This is a genomic window from Prosthecobacter algae (assembly GCF_039542385.1).
In the GTDB taxonomy this organism is placed as follows: domain Bacteria; phylum Verrucomicrobiota; class Verrucomicrobiia; order Verrucomicrobiales; family Verrucomicrobiaceae; genus Prosthecobacter; species Prosthecobacter algae.
On sequence record NZ_BAABIA010000005.1, the window covers coordinates 54,239 to 72,142 of the forward strand.

General features: G+C 58.7%; 14 protein-coding genes and 4 tRNA genes. 12 read left to right on the top strand and 6 right to left on the bottom strand.

Features of this window, described 5'->3' with window-relative positions; translation table 11 throughout:
- Positions 1 to 118: 118 nt before the first annotated feature.
- A complete protein-coding gene (locus ABEB25_RS12575; RefSeq protein WP_345736762.1) occupies positions 119 to 559 on the bottom strand; it encodes a 23S rRNA (pseudouridine(1915)-N(3))-methyltransferase RlmH in 441 nt (146 codons plus the stop codon).
- Positions 560 to 796: 237 nt separating this feature from the next.
- Between ABEB25_RS12575 and ABEB25_RS12580 the strand changes: the two genes are divergently transcribed.
- Complete coding sequence (locus tag ABEB25_RS12580; RefSeq protein WP_345736763.1) at positions 797 to 1,489, top strand: hypothetical protein; 693 nt, start codon at positions 797 to 799, stop codon at positions 1,487 to 1,489.
- A gap of 125 nt (positions 1,490 to 1,614) precedes the next feature.
- Here ABEB25_RS12580 and ABEB25_RS12585 read toward each other — a convergent pair whose 3' ends face one another.
- The 4 genes from ABEB25_RS12585 to ABEB25_RS12600 form a co-directional block, all read right to left on the bottom strand.
- Positions 1,615 to 3,399: a 2-oxoacid:acceptor oxidoreductase subunit alpha gene (locus ABEB25_RS12585; RefSeq protein ID WP_345736764.1), complete on the bottom strand. Its 1,785-nt coding sequence runs from the start codon at positions 3,397 to 3,399 to the stop codon at positions 1,615 to 1,617.
- A 173-nt stretch (positions 3,400 to 3,572) separates the two neighbouring features.
- Positions 3,573 to 5,423, bottom strand: a complete 1,851-nt coding sequence (locus ABEB25_RS12590) for an amidohydrolase (protein ID WP_345736765.1) — start codon at positions 5,421 to 5,423, stop codon at positions 3,573 to 3,575.
- Between the two features lie 95 nt (positions 5,424 to 5,518).
- Positions 5,519 to 6,052 carry a putative antibiotic biosynthesis monooxygenase gene (locus ABEB25_RS12595; RefSeq protein WP_345736766.1) on the bottom strand — a complete coding sequence of 178 codons (534 nt, stop codon included), beginning with the start codon at positions 6,050 to 6,052 and terminating at the stop codon, positions 5,519 to 5,521.
- A gap of 88 nt (positions 6,053 to 6,140) precedes the next feature.
- A complete protein-coding gene (locus tag ABEB25_RS12600) occupies positions 6,141 to 6,818 on the bottom strand; it encodes a hydrolase (RefSeq protein ID WP_345736767.1) in 678 nt (225 codons plus the stop codon).
- Positions 6,819 to 6,954: 136 nt separating this feature from the next.
- Between ABEB25_RS12600 and ABEB25_RS12605 the strand changes: the two genes are divergently transcribed.
- Both ABEB25_RS12605 and ABEB25_RS12610 read left to right on the top strand, forming a co-directional pair.
- Positions 6,955 to 7,305, top strand: a complete 351-nt coding sequence (locus ABEB25_RS12605) for a winged helix-turn-helix transcriptional regulator (protein ID WP_345736768.1) — start codon at positions 6,955 to 6,957, stop codon at positions 7,303 to 7,305.
- A gap of 78 nt (positions 7,306 to 7,383) precedes the next feature.
- Positions 7,384 to 8,859, top strand: a complete 1,476-nt coding sequence (locus ABEB25_RS12610; protein ID WP_345736769.1) for a sulfatase family protein — start codon at positions 7,384 to 7,386, stop codon at positions 8,857 to 8,859.
- Positions 8,860 to 8,876: 17 nt separating this feature from the next.
- On the opposite strand, the gene ABEB25_RS12615 is transcribed toward ABEB25_RS12610, so the two are convergent.
- Positions 8,877 to 10,457 carry a peptide ABC transporter substrate-binding protein gene (locus tag ABEB25_RS12615; protein ID WP_345736770.1) on the bottom strand — a complete coding sequence of 527 codons (1,581 nt, stop codon included), beginning with the start codon at positions 10,455 to 10,457 and terminating at the stop codon, positions 8,877 to 8,879.
- Positions 10,458 to 10,542: 85 nt separating this feature from the next.
- Between ABEB25_RS12615 and ABEB25_RS12620 the strand changes: the two genes are divergently transcribed.
- The 9 genes from ABEB25_RS12620 to ABEB25_RS12660 all read left to right on the top strand — a co-directional run bounded on the left by ABEB25_RS12620 (position 10,543) and on the right by ABEB25_RS12660 (position 17,651).
- A complete protein-coding gene (locus ABEB25_RS12620) occupies positions 10,543 to 11,271 on the top strand; it encodes a 3-keto-alpha-glucoside-1,2-lyase-like domain-containing protein (protein WP_345736771.1) in 729 nt (242 codons plus the stop codon).
- A 65-nt stretch (positions 11,272 to 11,336) separates the two neighbouring features.
- Positions 11,337 to 12,443 carry an alpha-hydroxy acid oxidase gene (locus ABEB25_RS12625; RefSeq protein ID WP_345736772.1) on the top strand — a complete coding sequence of 369 codons (1,107 nt, stop codon included), beginning with the start codon at positions 11,337 to 11,339 and terminating at the stop codon, positions 12,441 to 12,443.
- 92 nt (positions 12,444 to 12,535) lie between these two features.
- Positions 12,536 to 13,447 carry a metal ABC transporter substrate-binding protein gene (locus tag ABEB25_RS12630; protein WP_345736773.1) on the top strand — a complete coding sequence of 304 codons (912 nt, stop codon included), beginning with the start codon at positions 12,536 to 12,538 and terminating at the stop codon, positions 13,445 to 13,447.
- Between the two features lie 122 nt (positions 13,448 to 13,569).
- A complete protein-coding gene (locus ABEB25_RS12635) occupies positions 13,570 to 13,728 on the top strand; it encodes a hypothetical protein (protein ID WP_345736774.1) in 159 nt (52 codons plus the stop codon).
- A gap of 1,821 nt (positions 13,729 to 15,549) precedes the next feature.
- A tRNA-Ile gene (locus tag ABEB25_RS12640) sits at positions 15,550 to 15,622 on the top strand.
- Between the two features lie 11 nt (positions 15,623 to 15,633).
- A tRNA-Leu gene (locus tag ABEB25_RS12645) sits at positions 15,634 to 15,708 on the top strand.
- Positions 15,709 to 15,730: 22 nt separating this feature from the next.
- Positions 15,731 to 15,803, top strand: a tRNA-Arg gene (locus ABEB25_RS12650).
- Between the two features lie 192 nt (positions 15,804 to 15,995).
- A tRNA-Glu gene (locus tag ABEB25_RS12655) sits at positions 15,996 to 16,071 on the top strand.
- A 161-nt stretch (positions 16,072 to 16,232) separates the two neighbouring features.
- On the top strand, positions 16,233 to 17,651 hold the full coding sequence (locus ABEB25_RS12660; RefSeq protein ID WP_345736775.1) for an RtcB family protein: 1,419 nt from the start codon (positions 16,233 to 16,235) through the stop codon (positions 17,649 to 17,651).
- Positions 17,652 to 17,904 lie beyond the last annotated feature (253 nt).

A 17,904-nucleotide genomic window follows, 5' to 3' on the forward strand; every position in this document is an offset into this window, starting at 1 on the left:
CGAGTGACCAGGAGGCTGAAAGTCGTATTTTTTTAAATATAAGCCTATCTCAAGTTCTCAACAAGGCGAATCCTCAGTGAAATGCGTCTCATTTGAGAAAATACAAAACGGCAAGATTTCATTCCCGATGGTAGGGTTCCTTCCGTAAAATAGTGTAGGCCCGGTAAAGCTGCTCTGCCAGGACGACAAGGGCGATCTCATGCTGCAAGGTAAACGAAGACAATGTCCAGCATTCATCAGCTTGCTTGCGAAAAGATTCACTATGACCGTCGGCTCCGCCGATAATGAGGCTCGCCCGCTTAGTTCCCTGGATGTCTTTTTGCTCGATCCAACGCGCCAGATCCAAGCTGCGATAAGCTTTCCCGCGTTCATCCAGGATCAGACGCAGGCTTTCGGCACTGGCATTAAGAAGTTGTGCCTCCACTTGGTCGCGCGGCCCTTCTTTAATCACGACATGCTCCACTTTGGCCACACGCCGCAGCCGATAAAGGTAATCCTCAAGACCCAACTTGGCCCAAGTCAGGGCTGGTTTTCCCACAGTGATGATTCGCCAATGCATAAATGATAATCGGGCAGAAAGCAGACTGCTGAATGGTATGGTAAATATAATAAAAGCGAAAAATTAAGCTTCTATTACTGTCACGTTTTGGCATTGATGTTGCATAATCTTAAAAATTCACTAGATTTCGAAAGCGAATTCAAAAAAACGCCTCACGCCATGTTAAACTCTCTGACGCTCTCCCGGCTCCGTCTCCCACTCTTGGGTTTTACCGTTGCGGCACTCTCCTCGTGTTCCATGCCTCCCCGTGAAGCCTGGAATCAGATCCAAAGCAAAGGATTGATCAGCTATTATGTGGGCAAATCTTCCGGTGCGCCTTTGACGTCCGGCAGTTCCCGCCAGACTCTCGCCATCAACACGACCCCGACGGCGGCACCTAGACGTCAAGCTCCAGCAACGACCCCAGCCAGCAACCTGCCAGTGGCACGAGCAGTTGGCGAGCTCCCGGGTTACGTTCGTTCCCCCTACACTACCCCCGGTCGTCTCGTAGATGTGCGCGGCATGGGTCCTGGATCCAAAGTGGTGTGCCCATACACCCAGAAACCTTTTATCGTGCCCAGCGGCATGAACGAAGCTGCAGCACCCCGAATCGCAGCCAGTCCCACTCCCCAACCCAAGGTTCAAGCCGAGCCGCAACGCCAGACGAAGCCGCGCACCAGCGTGACCGTACCGGTAACCCCTCCCGCCCCTAGCAATGTGGCTGCGATGACACCCGCACCTGATCCCAAGCTGGAGCCCGCCCCTGCTCCCGCCCCGGCACCAGCGCCTGCCTCAGAACTTCCCTATGGCACGTCCATCCCTGGCCGTGCAGGTTTTGTGAACAGCCCATACGCCGCCAAGCATCAGTTGGTGGATGTGACAGGACTGCCGACTGGCATGGAAGTGAAATGCCCTTACACAGGCAAACTCTTCCGCGTGCCACCCCAGTAGCATCTTCTTCAATTCCTCGTTGTGAAAAACCCCGCCAGCGAAAGCAGCGGGGTTTTTTGTGGTCTCGAACACAAAAAAGCCGCGATCCCCAGAAGGAATCACGGCCTTCAAAAAGGCGAACAAAATCAAACCTTGGCCAACACCTTTTCCACACCCGTGACAATCTCGCCGATACGGAAGTTGAGGCCGTCGGTTTTGCAGACGGATTGGATCTTCGGATCTGCGAGGCTGGCGCGCAGCAGCATGGCCAGTTGGCCGTAACCATAGACGCCTGCATCATTCATCTCTACGACGATGATGTGCTTGTACTTGGCGAACAGCGTGTCCAGTTTGGCGGGCATCGGATGCAGGTGACGCAGGTGCGCTGCGCCCACCTTATGCCCTTCGGCACGCAGGCGGTTCACGCTTTCCTTGATCGGGCCGTAACTGCTGCCCCAGCCGATGAGGAGGGCATCGCCTTCCTGGTCGCCGTGCACCTCGGGCAGAGGCAGGCTGTTGGCCAGGGCCACCAGCTTGTTGCGGCGTTTGTCGGTCATCTTCTGGTGCATCTTGGGGTTGCCACTGGGGTGGCCCCATTCGTCGTGCTCCAGCCCGGTGACATGGGGGTAGCGGCCACTGGCCATCTTGCTCCCCGGAGGCGCGTGGCGGGTCACTTGATCCAGCGGATACGGTTTGAAATCCACGGGCCGTTCGGCCAAGTCGAGGCCGGGCTCCACCCAGTGCTTGTCCAGGTCAGGCTCGGTGAAGGCCTCAATGCGGCTGCTGAGTGCCTGGTCGCTCAAAATGATGACCGGGCAGGAGTATTCGCGCGCCAGTTTTCCTGCTTCCAAAGCGATGTAAAAGCAGTCTTCCACATCCTTGGGCGCGAGGACGATGCGCGGGCAGTCGCCATGGCTGCCGTAGATGGCCTGGAGGAGATCGCTCTGTTCCACGCTGGTGGGCAGGCCAGTGGATGGACCGCCGCGCTGGACGTTGATGACGATGAGCGGGATCTCCGCCATGCTGGCGTAACTGAGGGCCTCCATCTTCAGGCTCAGGCCGGGGCCTGCACTGCCGGTCACGGCCAGATGGCCGGAGTAGGCAGCGCCGATGGTCATGGAGACGGCGGCCAGTTCATCCTCCGCCTGTACATACAGGCCGCCATACTTCGGCAACTCACTGCGCAAGGTTTCCATGATGCTGGACCACGGTGTGATGGGGTAGGCCGAGCCGTAACGCACGCCAGCGGCGATGAGGCCCATGGTCATCAGGGTGTTCCCATCCGTGCTGAGGCGGTGCTCATCCGTGTGTTCACCTTCTTCAAAGTTAAAGGTGCCCATGTCGCCGATGGGGTAGGCGTAGCCTGCATCAAAGGCCAGCATGGCATTGCGCAGCACGCTCTCATCTTTCTTACCGAACTGTCGGCTGACAATGCCCGAGAGCTTCTCCTTATCCAGTTGATAAACCGCGCACAGCAGGCCCAGAACGAACATGTTTTTTCCACGATCCCGTGCGCTGCCGCCGATGGCCTCCACCGTGGCCGCTGTGAAGGGAACGCCGATGTGGTGGATGCCGCGCTCGCTCTTCAGCTCTGTCACTTCGCCACTGTCATAAAAGCAGATGCCACCTTCGCGCAGGGAGCTGAAGTGGGCATCGTAACTGTGCTGGTAAAAAGCCACCAAGACATCGCTTTCATCGCCTGGATGAAGCACCTCGCCCGAGCCGAGATGCAACTGGAAGATGGAAGGCCCGCCAGAGATAGTGGACGGGATGGTCATGTAGGTCATCACATCATGCTGGGTGCGGCCCGCGAGACGTGCGAGGAACCCACCGATGGATTGAATCCCGTCCTGCGAATTGCCTGCAAGACGAATGACGGCATTGCGAAGAGTCGTCGAGGACGACCCCGTGGAAGCGGTGGCTGTGGACATGGTTAGGCTGAGATCAACGCCGATGGTTGGTGACTTTGATCTTATTTTCGATGCTGCAATGAACGCCGCCCCCACGTCAAGACGACGTTTGAGAGAGGTGGATAAAAATGGAGGCAAGGAAATTTCTAACACCTTGAAGCAACAAAAAACGCGAGGTCTAACCATCTCCCATCTCAAAACGCAAAGCAGTCGCAGCCAGAGCCCCAGAGCTGACCAAGCACCTTCGGCCCTTCCACAGAACCGCTGCGGCGCATCACACGGGGGGCGGCCCAGGGAGCAAAGGACATCGAGCGTTCACTGCGGATGAAACCAGGTGCGCCGTAACCGCCAAATTTAGCCACGGGGGACCAGTCCGGCATCACGGGGAGCTCAGGGGGACCTTCGTTTTTAAACTCCGCGTCTGCCCACACAGTCTGCCCGCCCAACAGGGTGAGCACGCTATGCAGTCCTTTGATCTCCTCCTCTGGCACGCTGAAATAGTCGCCACTTAGCACGATCAGGTCTGCTAGTTGACCGGGTTTCAACACACCCTTTTTTTCCTCGTCACGACTGAACCAGGCGCTGCCCTGGGTGTAGAGGCGCAGGGCTTCCTCACGGCTCACGCAGTTCTTTTCCGGATACAAGCTCAACCCGCCCACGGTGCGGCCGGTGACCAGCCAGTAGAGGGAGTTCCAGGGGTTGTAGTTCGCCACGCGGGTGGCATCTGTGCCAGCTCCCACCGGCACGCCCAGCTCCAGCATACGCCGCACGGGCGGGGTGCGCTCGGCCGCGGCGGCACCGTAGCGGTCCACAAAATACTCACCCTGAAAGGCCATGCGATGCTGGATGGCGATGCCACCGCCCAGGGCCTTCACCCTCTCGATGTTCTTGTCACTGATCGTCTCGCAGTGATCAAAGAACCAGTGCAGCCCCTCCAGCGGCACCTCTTGATTCACCTCCTCAAACACATTGAGAAAGCGTGTGATGCTTTCCTCATAAGTGGCGTGCAGGCGGAAGGGCCAGCGGTTTTGCGCCAGCAGTGTCACCACTTCTTTTAACTCCGGTTCCAAGGTGGGCGGCAGGTCCGGGCGGGGCTCCAGAAAGTCCTCAAAATCCGCCGCACTGAAGACCAGCATCTCCCCTGCCCCATTCACGCGGTAGTAGTCATCCCCCGTGCCCGGCTTGGTCAGGCCGATCCAGCGCGCGAAGTCCGCCTTCTCCTGCCCCTTGTTTTGGGTGAATAGATTGTAGGCGATACGTAGCGTCAGTTCCCCACGCTTGTGCAGCTCCGTCACCACCTCGTAGTCATCCGGGTAATTTTGGAAACCGCCACCAGCATCGCAAACACTGGTTAGGCCCAGTCGGTTCAGTTCACGCATGAAATGGCGGGTGGAATTGTACTGATACTCCAGCGGCAGCTTCGGGCCCTTGGCCAGCGTGGCGTAGAGGATCATGGCATTCGGCCGGGCGATCAGCAGGCCGGTCGGGTCGCCATTTTTATCACGCTGGATTTCACCGCCGGGGGGATTCGGGGAGTTGCGATCGTAGCCCACGGCCCGCAAGGCTGCTCGGTTCAGCATGGCATGGCAGTAGAGGTGCAGGATGAAAACAGGCGTATCTGGGGCGGCGGCATTGATTTCCTCCAGCGTGGGCATGCGCCTTTCCTGGAACTGAAACTCGCTCCAACCGCCGACCACCCGCACCCATTGTGGCGCAGGCGTGCGCTCCGCCTGGATCTTCAGCAGAGCCAGCGCATCAGACAGCGAGGTCACGCCATCCCAACGCAGTTCCAGATTGTAGTTCAACCCGCCACGGATGACATGGAGGTGACTGTCATACAGCCCAGGCACCACGCGCCGCCCCTTCAGGTCAATGCGGCGCGTCTGGGGTGTGGAAATGTCCGCATATTCCTCGCCCTCATCCAGGCCCAGGATGCGACCGCCGCCGATGGCCATATTGCTGGCCTCCGGGTAGGCGGGATCCAGCGTGGTGATTCGGCCATTGTATAAGATCAAGTCAGCCTGAGTGGTGGTATCGAGGGACATAGAAGTGAGTGTGCTTGAAGATTGAAAAAGGAAAGTATCCTGCGGCATCCCAGCCCTAGCCTAACCAAAAGAATTTTTCTAAAACTGCCCACCCCTCATTGGTGCGGGTGCAGCCAGCGATGCATCAGCTTCGTCACGGCTGGCATCACCAGCCAGGTGAGACACACCACCATGCAACCGGAAATGATGAGGCTGGACAACGCTCGGGGCAGTGTGTGCAGATGCGGAGCCAGCAGGAGGCCTAACACCAAGCTTGTTGGGTAAACACCCGCCCAAGTGGCCAGGGCCATTTTCCAGCGTGGGGGGCGCGGGGCGTCTGGCTGGCGGAACCAGGCCTCCAGCCCGTGCAGTTCCCGAAACTCGGGCGCACCATCCGTCAGATGGGCAATCTCCTTCTCCCAGTCCAAGTACGCCGAAGAGGCATAAAACGCATCCCGGTCCTCTGCACTGGCAAAAGTGCGCAGGATGCCATACTCAGGATTCTTTGCCCCAGGGGCCGGATGCAGCATCTGCACACCGCGCGTGCCCGGCGCTTCCAGCGACCGCTGGGCAAAACGGCTGAGCCTTTCTCCAAACTCCACTTCAGTTCCAAGGCGGACGCGACGGGTAATGGCGACATGGATGCTCATAATAAAAAGAGGGAAAACAGTCACGTGAAATCATGCAGGAGGCAGACTCGCTGCCCAGCTCCATCATTCCACGCGCTGCGGGAGGACATCAGTGTTTTAACCCGCCAGTCACCACCTGCGGGACTTGGGCCGATTGGGGGGCCTTGTGCACCATCGTGTAGGCATACTCCACGCCGACTCCGTAGGCCCCTGCTTGGCCTTTGAGGAGGCCCATAAGATTGTTGTAATGCTCGCGGTTCTTCCAGTCGCGCTGCCACTCCAGCAGCGCCGGGACGGTGGTCACGCGGGTGGCCCCAGCCTGGACCATGCGGCTCATGGCCGCCTCATGCGCGGCAGGGGAGGTGGCACCGCAGCAGTCCTCCACAACATAGATATTATACCCGGCACCAATCATCTCGATGGTCGGCCACGTCACGCAGACTTCCGTCCACAGACCGGTCATGAGGATGTTCTTTTTCCCGGTGGCCTCGATGGCCGCGCGGAAGCCCGCATCATCCCAGGAATTCATGGAGGTTCTCTCCACGATGGGCTGGCCTGGAAACACATCCAGAAGCTGCGGCCAGATATAACCGCTGAAGGATTCCGTCTCCACCGCAGTCAGCACTGTCGGAACATTGAACTCCTTGGCAACCTTCGCCAGGAGGGTCACATTGTTGATCAGGGTAGCCCGGTCAATGTTCGCGACCCCGAAGGTCATCTGCGGCTGATGGTCAATAAAAACGACGGCGGTGTCCTCAGCGGTGTAGAGTTGGTGATAATGGCTCATGGGAACTCAGTGGATCATTTGATTTATTTACCCGACAGGACCGCCATCCTGCGCCCAAACCAACATTCGCACAATTAGGCACAAAAAAGTGCCTGCCTGCTTGCAATCAGGGACAGGCCCGTGCTTTAAAACCCGCATGAAGGAAAACAGAGTCCAATGCCACGTGGAAGAGTTGCTCCGGATGATCGGGGGCCGCTGGAAAGTTGTCCTTATTCGCGAGCTGGATTCCGGCCCTCAACGCCACGGGCAACTGATGCGCAGCCTCACTGGCATCACTCAAAAAATGCTCACCCAGCGCCTGCGCGAGTTGGAGAGTGACGGGCTGATCCAGCGTCGCGACTTCCAAGAAGGCCGCGTCAAGCTGGTGGAATACTCCCTCACCGACTGGGGCCGCACGGTCATGGGCATCGTCATGGACATCCATCATTGGACGGTCACGCACCATCACCATTTCGCCACCCCGCAGGTGGCCGGCAAATCCGTCTGATACAACCTGCCAAGGCAAGACGGAAGAACCCGCATCCTTTTTGACAAACCTAGCCATCGGCCATCGTTACCACGCCCCATGTTTCGTCTTTTCCTCAGCCTCCTCGCCCTGGTCTTCACTGCCACGGCTCCTGCGGCCAGCCGCCCGAATGTCCTGTTCATCCTCTGCGATGACCTGCGGCCGGATGCCCTCGGCTGCTACGGCTCCAAGCACGTCAAGACGCCCAACATCGACAGCCTGGCCGCCGAAGGCGTGCTGTTTCAAAACGCCTTTTGCACCACCTCCCTCTGCTCCCCCAGCCGCGCCTCCATCCTCAGCGGCCTCTACGCGCACACCCATGGCGTGACCAATAACTTCACGGAGTATCCCTCCACGATGGGCAGCTTTCCCCAAGTCCTGCAAAAGGCCGGTTATGCCACCGCCTACATCGGTAAATACCACATGGGGGAGGACAATGATGAACCCCGCCCAGGTTACGACTGGTTTGTCACCCATAAAGGTCAGGGCAAATACTTCGACACCGAATTCAACTTCCACGGCCAGAAGCGCGAAGTCGTCAAAGGCTACTACACCACCGTCGTCACCGACCTGACGCTCGACTGGCTGAAGAAACAAAACGCCGACAAACCCTGGTGCATGTTTCTGGGCCACAAAGCCCCCCACAGTTTTTACACGCCCGAGCCCAAATACGAACACACCTTTGATGACGTGCGTGTGCCTTACCCCGCCACCGCATTCCAACTGGATGACAAGCCAAAGTGGATCAAGGAGCGCCTCTACACCTGGCACGGTATCTACGGCCCTCTCTTTGAGTGGCGCAAAAAATTCCCGGACGACCGCCCCGAAGCCGTCAAAGACTTCGAAAGTATGGTGCATGGCTACTGGGGTACCATCCTCAGCGTGGATGACAGCCTGGGCCGCCTGCGCACGCATCTGGAAGAAACAGGCCAGCTCGACAACACCCTCATCGTCTTCATGGGCGACAACGGCCTCCTCGAAGGTGAACATGGCATGGTGGACAAACGTACCGCCCACGAAGCCAGCCTGCGCATCCCCATCATCGCGCGCTTCCCCAGCCTAACCAAAAACGCTCAAAAGATCACCCAACAAGTCCTCACCATGGACATGGCCCCCAGCGTACTTGAACTTTGCGGTGCCCCCGCCCTGACCAACATCCACGGCAAGTCCTGGACCAAGCTCGTGCGTGAAGGCGATGCCACCTGGCGCAAAAGCTGGTTCTACCATTACAACTACGAAAAGCAGTTCCCCTACACGCCCAACGTCAGGGCCATCCGCACCGATGAATGGAAGTACATCCACTACCCTCACGGCAATGGCAAAGCTGACCGGCATCTGGCCGAATTGTACAACTTGAAAGATGATCCTGGTGAAACAAGGAACCTCATCGGCCAGCCCGACCTCGCGGGCAAAGTCTCCGAACTCCAGGCGGAGCTGGCCAAGCTCATGGCCGCCACAGGCCTGACGCCGGCCAAGGACAAAATGCCTCTCGATGAAGGCGTGAAGAGCGAATTGCCCGACGCGAAGATCCGCTGACACGGCCCGCCAGCCCATCACTTCCAACGCATGCAGCGGAAGGGATGGTCATCAATGAGGTTGCCCTGCACACCGTCCAGTTTCTCGTCGCGGTAAAACTGCACGCCTACGTAATAATAAACCGGAATCACCGCCGCCTCATCCCGCACCAGCGTTTGCTCCGCCTGCTGGAAGATGCCATTGCGTCGAGGGATGTCCACCTCACGCGCAGCAGCGGCAATGAGACGGTCATACTTCTGGTTAGCCCAGCCGGTGCGGTTGTTCCCATTGCCCGTGGTGAAGAGATCCAGGAAGGTGCTCGGATCGTTGTAATCGCCCACCCAACTGGACCGGCACAGGTGGTAGTCCAGCTCGCGCATGGACTTCAGCCACACCTTCTGCTCCTGCTTTGTCAGGTTCACCGTCACGCCCAGCGTCTCCTGCCACATGGACTGGAGTTCGATGGCGATGTTTCGCTCAATCGGCAGGGGAATGTAAAGATATTCGATCCGAGGAAACCCCTTGCCGCCAGGGAAACCTGCCTCGGCCAGTAGACGGCGTGCTTCCTCGATATTGTAGTTTAGCCCCTCGGGTGACTCATAGCCCTGGCCAATTCCTGGAGGAGCGATGCCCTGGGCCGTTGGCTCGCCCAATTGCGTGATTTTTTCCACAATGCGCTTTTTATCCACCGCCAGTGCAAAGGCCTGGCGCACGCGTGGATCCGTAAAAGGCGGCCTCGTCACATTGATGCGGATGAACCACGTGCCCAGAAATGGCCCAGTGTGGAACCAGGGCTGCTGTTTCAGCTTCTGCGTCAGCGTGGGTGGCACCATGCCCTTGTCCATCATGAGATCACACTGACCCGTGTGAAAGTAGCTCAGCGCCGTGTTCGCATCCTGCACCGGCTTCACCTCGATGGTCTCCATCTTCACATTGGCAGCGTCCCAGTAGGCCGGATTTTTCCGCAGGCGGATGTGGTCATCCAGCAGCCACTCTTCCAGCAGATAGGCGCCGTTGGTAACGATGTTCGCCGGCTTGATCCAGGCCGTGCCATGCTGCGCGATGGTCGCCACGGGAACTGGGGCAAGGGTGACAAAAGCGGAAAGGTCCACAAAATAGGGCGTGGGATTTTCCAGCTCCACCACCAGGGTCTTTGCATCCACCGCCTTCACGCCCACTTTGGCGAAGTCCTTCTCCGTTCCTTCCGTGTAGGCCTTTGCGCCACGGATGATGTGCATCAGCGTGGCGTAGTCCGCACCTGTGGTGGGGTCCAGCGCGCGCTGCCAGGAGGCCACAAAATCCTGCGCCGTCACCGGCTGCCCATTCGTCCACATCGTACCCGCCCGCAGATGAAAGGTGTAAGTCTTGCGATCTTCCGAAACGTCCCACCGCTCCGCCATGCCCGGCTCCGGTTTGCCTGCCTGCGTCACGCGGCACAGGCCCTCAAATAGCGAGGTAGAAAGCCGCATGGAAACCTGGTCCGTCGTCAGCGCCGGGTCCAGCGTTTCCGGCTCGGCACTCTGGATAAAAACCAAGTCCGCACGCTCCCGCTCCGGGGCACAGGCACCGGGGAAAACAGCACAGGCGGCAAGCAGAAGCAGTCGGGACAGAAATCGCATCGCCCGAGAGTGCATCGAAGTGCCCCAGGACGCAAGGGATGCAAATCAGCGCAATATCTCCCTAGCACCCACGTTTTCAGCGGCCATGAAAGTTTCCGCCTTCCTCTTCCTCACGCTTGCCTCCCTGGTCAACGCTGCTGAAAAACCCCTCCTCGCCCTGCCCGGTGCCGTCATTTATGAAAGCAAGCTGGACACCGCCCCTGCCGCCCCCTGGAAGGCGGCCAAAGGCCAGTGGGAACTGAAGGACGGCGTGCTGCGCGGCAGTGAACTAGAGGCCGACAAACACGGGGCCGTCACCCGCCTGCCTAACAAACTGAATGACTTCATCATCGAATACGAATTTAAGTTCGAAGGAGCCCGCACCACCAGCCTCTCGATCAATGCCGTGAAAGACCACATGGCCCGTATCAACATCACCCCTAAAAGTATCACCGTGCAGCGGGATGACAACGACCATGAGGGCCCCGATAAAGCCGTGGTCTTTGCCCGCGTCCCAGCCGATCTCACCCCAGGCACCTGGCACAAAGTGCGCCTGGAGATGGTGGGCGACACCCTTCTGGGGCAGGTGGACGACTTCACGGCCTGGGGTAGCAGCGACCTCTTCAAGAGCGATAAAATGAACCCCGGCTTCACCGTCGGCGGCCAGTCCGTGGACTTCCGCCACCTCACCATCCGCTCCGCCACCTTGAACCCGGAGTGGGAAAGCGTAAAAGCCACCCTGCCCAAACCCGGTGAAAAAGTCGCCCCGGCAGCTCCGAAGGGAAAAGGCAAAGGTAAGGGCAAAGCCGCTGCAAAGAAGAAAAAGGCGGATTGATCCCGTCTGCCGCCCCATCAATCCACTTGCCCATTCCCTGGGCCAGATGAACACGTGGGCAGACCATGTCATTTCCGCTGCCCGCCCTGTCCCAGATCCCGCCAGAGATCGTCGCGCTGACGGATTACGAGCCGCTCGCCCGCCAACAGTTGGGCGAGCAGGCTTGGGCTTACTTCGCTGGCGGTGCAGCAGATGAAATCACCCTGCGGGAAAACCGCAGCGGTTACGATCAGCTCAAACTCGTACCACGTGTACTGCGCGACATGACCGGCGGCCACACCCGCATCAACCTGCTGGGACAGACCTATGATCACCCCATCTTCCTTGCCCCCATTGCCTATCAGCGCATGGCCCATGCCGAGGGAGAGCTGGCCACCGTGCTGGGTGCATCCGCCTTGAAGGCCGGCATGGTCGTCAGCACCCGTGCCTCCGTGCCACTGGAGGACATTGCCGCCGCTGCCCAGACACACCTGTGGTTTCAGCTTTACATGCAGCCCGACCGCGCATTCACCCAGCGCCTCGTACAACGTGCCGAGGCCGCCGGTTATCAGGCCCTGGTTCTCACCGTGGATGCGCCTCTCAACGGCATTCGCAATCGCCAGCAGCGCGCGCAGTTTCGCATGCCAGCAGGGGTGGAGGCCATCAACCTCCGGGGCATGGCCCCGCCTGACATGCGCCCCCGCCAAGCAGGTGAAAACGTGGCCTTCGGCGCCCTGCTGGATGATGCCCCCACATGGAAGGATGTGGAGTGGCTGCGCTCCATCACCACCCTGCCCATCATTCTCAAAGGCATTCTTTCACCCGCCGATGCCGAACTGGCCGTCCAGCACGGTTTTGCCGCCGTCATCGTCTCCAATCACGGTGGCCGCATCCTGGACACCATGCCCGCCACCGTGGAGGTGCTGACGCAGATCACCGCCCAGGTCGCAGGCCGCATCCCCGTGCTGGTGGACGGAGGCATCCGCCGCGGCACGGATGTGCTCAAGGCACTCGCCCTCGGTGCCAGCGCAGTCCTCGTCGGCAGGCCCTACATCTTCGGCCTCAGCGTCGCAGGACCCATCGGCGTTGCCCACGTGCTGAACATTCTCCGGGCCGAATTCGAAGTCGCCATGGGCCTAACTGGATGTGCAACCGTAAACCAAATCACGCCCGACATCCTTTGGCAACGCTGAAGCCGGAGGCAACATCCTCCCTCTTCAGCACGTTCATTCTCACCGCGAGGCGAATTCATTCCCCGGCACAAACCTCCAAACCTCTCCTTTTCATGAAAGCCCTCCTTGCCCTCTCTTGCCTGCTGGCCATCGCCAGTTGCAAACCCTCCTCCAGCACTCCCGCAGCCGTTGCCAAAAGCGGCAAGCCCCAGGTCTATGTGGCCAACTACCCGCTGCAGTACTTTGCCCAGCGGCTGGGGGCCGATCTGGTGGATGTGCACTTCCCGGCACCGGCGGATGAAGACCCCGCCTTTTGGCAGCCCGATGACGACACCCTGGCCAAGTATCAGGCCGCCGACCTCATCCTCATGAATGGCGCCAGCTACTCCAAGTGGGTGGATAGCACCACCCTACCCGATGAAAAAGTCATCAATACCGGCAGCTCCTACTCGAACCAATACATCGAGGTCAAGGATGCCACCACCCATAGCCACGGCCCCGGTGGCGAACACAGCCACAGCGGCACCGCCTTCACTACCTGGCTCGATTTTCAGCAGGCCATTCTCCAGGCTCAGGAAGTCTCCAAAGCTCTGCAGGCCGTGGCCCCTGCCACCGCAAAGGATACCATCGCCCAGCGTTTCGAAGCCTTGAAAAAGGACCTCGCCGATCTGGATCAACGTTTGTTAGGCGTGGGCAAACGCATGGGTAAAACCCCGCTAGTCGCCTCCCATCCTGTTTACCAATACCTCGCCCGCCGTTACGATCTCAACCTCCAGTCCGTCCTTTGGGAACCGGAGACCGTGCCCGATGACAAAGCCATGGCCAACCTCCAGGCCATCCTCGCCAAACACCCGGCCAAGCACATGCTCTGGGAAGGCACCCCGGCCTCAGCAAGCGTGACCAAACTCACCGCCCTTGGCATCCAAAGCCTTGTCTATGACCCCTGCGGCAACGTCCCGGAAACAGGCGACTTTCTCAGCGTCATGAAGGCAAATATTGAGGCCCTGGATAAAGCCTTTCCATGAGTCTAGGATGACCTAAGGACAAAAGTTCGAATTGAGTTCACTATCGATAAAAAAAATGATTATTTGAATTTGACGTCTTTGAAGACTGTGTCAAACTCCGCCTACCTTCAGCACGCACTTCCATGAAACCCATAGCCATCAACTCCTCCAGCCTCAGAGCACTCGCCGAGTGTCGAGCAGGGAGTTTTGGCATCGGATTGGAAGCAGGCATTACAAGCCTGGGCCATGACGAGATGTATCAAAGCACCCCGAACATGGAGGTCCACGAGCAACGCGGCTAAGCCGCAGGTTTTACCCAGAACCGGCCTTTTAAAAGCCCTGCTCGCCCTTCGAAAGGCAGCAGGGCTTTTTGTTTTCACGCAGATCCCGTATCACCCCCATCCACCGGAAGATCTTTCCACCCACCCATTCCCCAAACAACCCATACCCTTGAGCCCCCGTCACCTGGACGGGGTCGCTAACTCGTCAAAGCTCCGGCGTCTGTCGCCCAGACGCCGGAGTGAGACCCCGAATGCCACTCGCAGATGAGGCCCCGAAACGGCCTGCGCAAGACCCGCTGAAAGCACCTTTTTGTGCACTCTGCGAAGATGAATTTTGGACACTATTAAGCGCGTAGTATTTCCTAAGCATTCAATCTGAATGCAGGGAGTCCGCGCCCCTTTCCCGACATCACGAAGAGGCTTCCCGGAAGGTGTGCCATAAACACCGAAACATCCGCCGTGAAATACCCTGCGGGTGCGACGCCAGCGACGAGCTTTACCCCCTCCTCCCGTGCGTGGCAGCGGTGTTCGTTCTATTCAGACGTGACGTGCCTGAAACCTAGCCTAACTAAAAGGTGAATTTCACACGTCACGCATGAATGGCCGCAGAAGTTCATCCGTCTCGAATGAGCTTCTGCGGCCATTCCAAAGAGCGGCGGTGGCAGATAACCACCCGCCGCGCCAAACATCATGGAGCGTGGGGACTCGCCGCAGAGGATCGCCCACCACATTCCAGGGGACACAAGATCACCCCGCCGGAATGTTAGGTCCGGGCAGGCTGCCTGTCCCCACGTTCCATGGCCTCGATCCATTTCCCACAAGGGCTTGTAGTGTAGAAGTTTGCACGGCTGGCTCGCATCCAGCAAGTGACGGAGCATTACCGTCCTCGTCCACCATTTTAGTAATAGCAGGGAGAGCCAGTGCTCGGCCCGGTCTCATAAGCCGCGCCCGGCTGGTGCAACTCCAGCCCCTGCGTCCCTTTCATGCGGCGGTAGTTCGTTAAAGACACGAGCCTGGCTGTAACCCAGGAGTCCCCCGACCGACACGGAGCGTTACCGTGACGCCGCACCCCTTTTTTCATCAAGCCCGCAAGGTGTAACAGACTTGCACGCGCTGCTTCTAACGGCCGAGGTTCCAGGTGCAAATCCTGGTGTGGGCACTTTCATTTTCTAACGGAGCACGTCCGGAACAGACGAGGAAACGGTCTTGAAAACCGCTGCGCCTAACCAGCGTCCAGAGTGCGATTCTCTGGTGCTCCGCCAATCTCTCAACCTCATGCAGCCAAAAGTGGCCGCATCACTTTCCCCTCCGTAGCTCAACAGCAGAGCACCCGGTTGATAACCGGAAGACCGTGGAGCGTCACCACGCAGAGGGACTTCCTTTTAGAACGCTGGATGGCTCAGACAGATGAGCGGCGGATTGAAGCTCCGCACAGGTTGGCGCGCTACCAACTCCAGCGACCTTTTCCCCGCGGCCTTGATGTAACAGCAAGCATGTCTGTCTTCCAAACAGGGCGCGCCGGGGCAGCACCGGCAGGCCGCACTTTTTTTATTTCACTCCCTTCATGGTGTAATAGCAGCATTCCTCCCTGTGACGGAGACGGTGCCGGGGCAGATCCGGCTGAGGGAACTTTTCTAACCAACGGTGTGTCTAGCGAAAGACGCCCACACCCCAACCGCGTGCAAGACAAAGAGCCAAGTCAGTGGCCTGCAAAGCCGCCTTACCCAGTGCAAGTCTGGGGCACGCGTCCATTTTTAATCGGATACGAGAGAGCCAGCGAACTCGCTTGTTTTGGAGACAAGAGGTGCCCGGGGCAGCACCGGGGTATCCGACCCGTTTTTTCGGTCAGTCGCTTAACAGTCAAAGCACCGGGCTCATAACCCGAGAGATGCGGGTGCAACTCCCGCCAGACCGATTTTTTGTTAGGCCGCACTAGCCCAATCTGGCAGAGGCACTGAGCTCAGACCTCAGAGGTTCTTGGTTCGAATCCAAGGTGTGGCACCTTATGTTAGTCCATTTTTACGTCACCGTAGCTCAGTAGAGAGAGCGGCTGTTTACGAAGCAGCAGGCCGCAGGTGCAAATCCTGCCGGGGACACTTTTTCTGGAACGTGATCCGGGCGAGGCCCCGGGACTCTTTGCTAAAGAGATCGTGCGGCTAGGTGCCGCATGGGGAGCATGCCCTCCGCGTTCCGCCACTTTTGTGGGAGTCAGGTCCCTGCGTTTCAGCCGGGGTGTCGGCCATAGCACTTCGTCTGTCAGCGCAGAGCGCGCCTGCTCCCACAGAGATGACCCTGTCGTCTAACGGCTCAGGACATCCGGCTTTCTACCGGATAATACGGGTTCGAATCCCGTCAGGGTCGCCATTTTTGAACGGTCCAAAGCTTAGACAGCGAAGCAGCCGGCTTTTAACCGGCATAGCGGGGTGCATGTCCCCGTGGGCCGACTTTTGCATTCGTAATACGCGGATCCAGACAAACTCCGCCTCTCATTTTCACCTCTTTAGTTTCTCATTCTAACCAATTTTATGAACTCTCAATCACTCACCCGCCTCGGCATTCCTGATGGCCCGGCGCTGGGCTTCGGCCTAGCGTTCGTCGCCAATCAGGCCAGTGCTGGCGGCGACCCTTCCAGGCTGGAGGAAGACATCTGTGCGATCGTCGCAGATCCAGCCGCTTTTCTAGGCGATCCTTTGCGCGAGTCTTTGGCTCGCGCTCTTTATGCGCCCGCTTACACGCAGCGCGATGCCCTGGCTCCCTGGCACCAGTGGGGATCTGGCCTCGAAGCCGGGGCCGCGCAGCAGCTGGCCAATGCCTGCGCGCTGCCGGTCGCTGTGGCCGGTGCGCTGATGCCGGATGCGCATCAGGGTTATGGACTGCCCATCGGTGGTGTGCTCGCGACGGACAATTGCGTCATCCCCTATGCAGTGGGTGTGGACATCGCCTGTCGCATGAGGTTGAGCGTTTATGACCGCAAGGCCAATATCATTCCAGGCCAAAAAGGTCGCCTGGCCAACATCCTCGAACGTGAAACCAACTTCGGCATGGGAGGTGCGTTTAAAGACAAGCGGCACCACGAGGTCATGGACGAGGACTGGAATGTCTCGCCCATCACCCGACGCTTCAAGGACAAAGCCTGGGCTCAACTTGGCACGAGCGGTTCGGGGAATCACTTCGTCGAATTCGGTGCCTTTGAGGTCAAGGCAGACCAAGTGGAGGCGCTGAAAGAATCCGGTTTTGACATTCCGCCTGGTGAATACCTAGCCCTGCTCTCCCACAGTGGATCACGCGGCGCAGGGGCCCAAGTGTGCCAGCACTACAGCCACATCGCCATGGAGAGACGCTACGACCTGCCGAAGGACATGAAGCACCTGTCCTGGCTGACTTTTGAGGAAGAGGCGGGCCAGGAATACTGGGCCGCCATGAACCTCATGGGACGATACGCAGCGGCTAACCATGCGTTGATTCACAAAACCATCGCCAAGAAGGTGGGTGCCCATGTCATCCTCGATATTGAGAACCATCACAACTTCGCCTGGAAGGAGACGCACGTCATCCAGGGCCAGGAGCGCGAGGTGGTGGTGCATCGCAAGGGGGCCACACCCGCTGCGGTGGGAGAGCTGGGCGTCATTCCCGGTTCCATGGCGACCCCCGGATTTGTCGTTAGGGGCCGGGGCAAACCAGGCTCCCTGAACAGCGCCTCCCACGGTGCCGGACGAGTGATGAGCCGGGCAGAGGCCAAGCAAAGCTTCACCTGGGGCGTTGTGAAAAAGCAGCTCACAGCGGCTGGGATTGAGCTCCTCAGCGCCGGCATCGACGAAGTGCCTGGAGTCTATAAAGACATTCACAGCGTCATGGCAGCCCAGCAAGATCTGGTGGAGGTGCTGGGGCAGTTCCAGCCGCGCATCGTCAAAATGTGTCCGGCTGGAGACAAGGCAGAGGATTAAATATGGCCACCCCGAATTCGCGGCCCACGTACGTGAATCCGCACTTTGCAGATGCCCTAACCTTGCCTTTGTCAGAGATCCCCTGGCAGGCGTAACTATAAAGCTGACAAATTTGCCACTTGGCAAATGCCTAAGTTGCTGCACGATAAGTGCCCAACATAGAGGAACGAACACCGCGTCGTCCCTTCGTGCCGTCAATTCCCGTCAATAAGGAGCCGAAGCATGAATGATGTGTTGAACAAATCTACTGTCC

Bases quoted from the DNA above. Each gene is read 5' to 3' on its own strand.
- ABEB25_RS12575 (WP_345736762.1), bottom strand. From the start codon at position 559: ATGCATTGGCGAATCATCACTGTGGGAAAACCAGCCCTGACTTGGGCC.
- ABEB25_RS12580 (WP_345736763.1), top strand. From the start codon at position 797: ATGCCTCCCCGTGAAGCCTGGAATCAGATCCAAAGCAAAGGATTGATC.
- ABEB25_RS12585 (WP_345736764.1), bottom strand. From the start codon at position 3,399: ATGTCCACAGCCACCGCTTCCACGGGGTCGTCCTCGACGACTCTTCGC.
- ABEB25_RS12590 (WP_345736765.1), bottom strand. From the start codon at position 5,423: ATGTCCCTCGATACCACCACTCAGGCTGACTTGATCTTATACAATGGC.
- ABEB25_RS12595 (WP_345736766.1), bottom strand. From the start codon at position 6,052: ATGAGCATCCATGTCGCCATTACCCGTCGCGTCCGCCTTGGAACTGAA.
- ABEB25_RS12600 (WP_345736767.1), bottom strand. From the start codon at position 6,818: ATGAGCCATTATCACCAACTCTACACCGCTGAGGACACCGCCGTCGTT.
- ABEB25_RS12605 (WP_345736768.1), top strand. From the start codon at position 6,955: ATGAAGGAAAACAGAGTCCAATGCCACGTGGAAGAGTTGCTCCGGATG.
- ABEB25_RS12610 (WP_345736769.1), top strand. From the start codon at position 7,384: ATGTTTCGTCTTTTCCTCAGCCTCCTCGCCCTGGTCTTCACTGCCACG.
- ABEB25_RS12615 (WP_345736770.1), bottom strand. From the start codon at position 10,457: ATGCGATTTCTGTCCCGACTGCTTCTGCTTGCCGCCTGTGCTGTTTTC.
- ABEB25_RS12620 (WP_345736771.1), top strand. From the start codon at position 10,543: ATGAAAGTTTCCGCCTTCCTCTTCCTCACGCTTGCCTCCCTGGTCAAC.
- ABEB25_RS12625 (WP_345736772.1), top strand. From the start codon at position 11,337: ATGTCATTTCCGCTGCCCGCCCTGTCCCAGATCCCGCCAGAGATCGTC.
- ABEB25_RS12630 (WP_345736773.1), top strand. From the start codon at position 12,536: ATGAAAGCCCTCCTTGCCCTCTCTTGCCTGCTGGCCATCGCCAGTTGC.
- ABEB25_RS12635 (WP_345736774.1), top strand. From the start codon at position 13,570: ATGAAACCCATAGCCATCAACTCCTCCAGCCTCAGAGCACTCGCCGAG.
- ABEB25_RS12660 (WP_345736775.1), top strand. From the start codon at position 16,233: ATGAACTCTCAATCACTCACCCGCCTCGGCATTCCTGATGGCCCGGCG.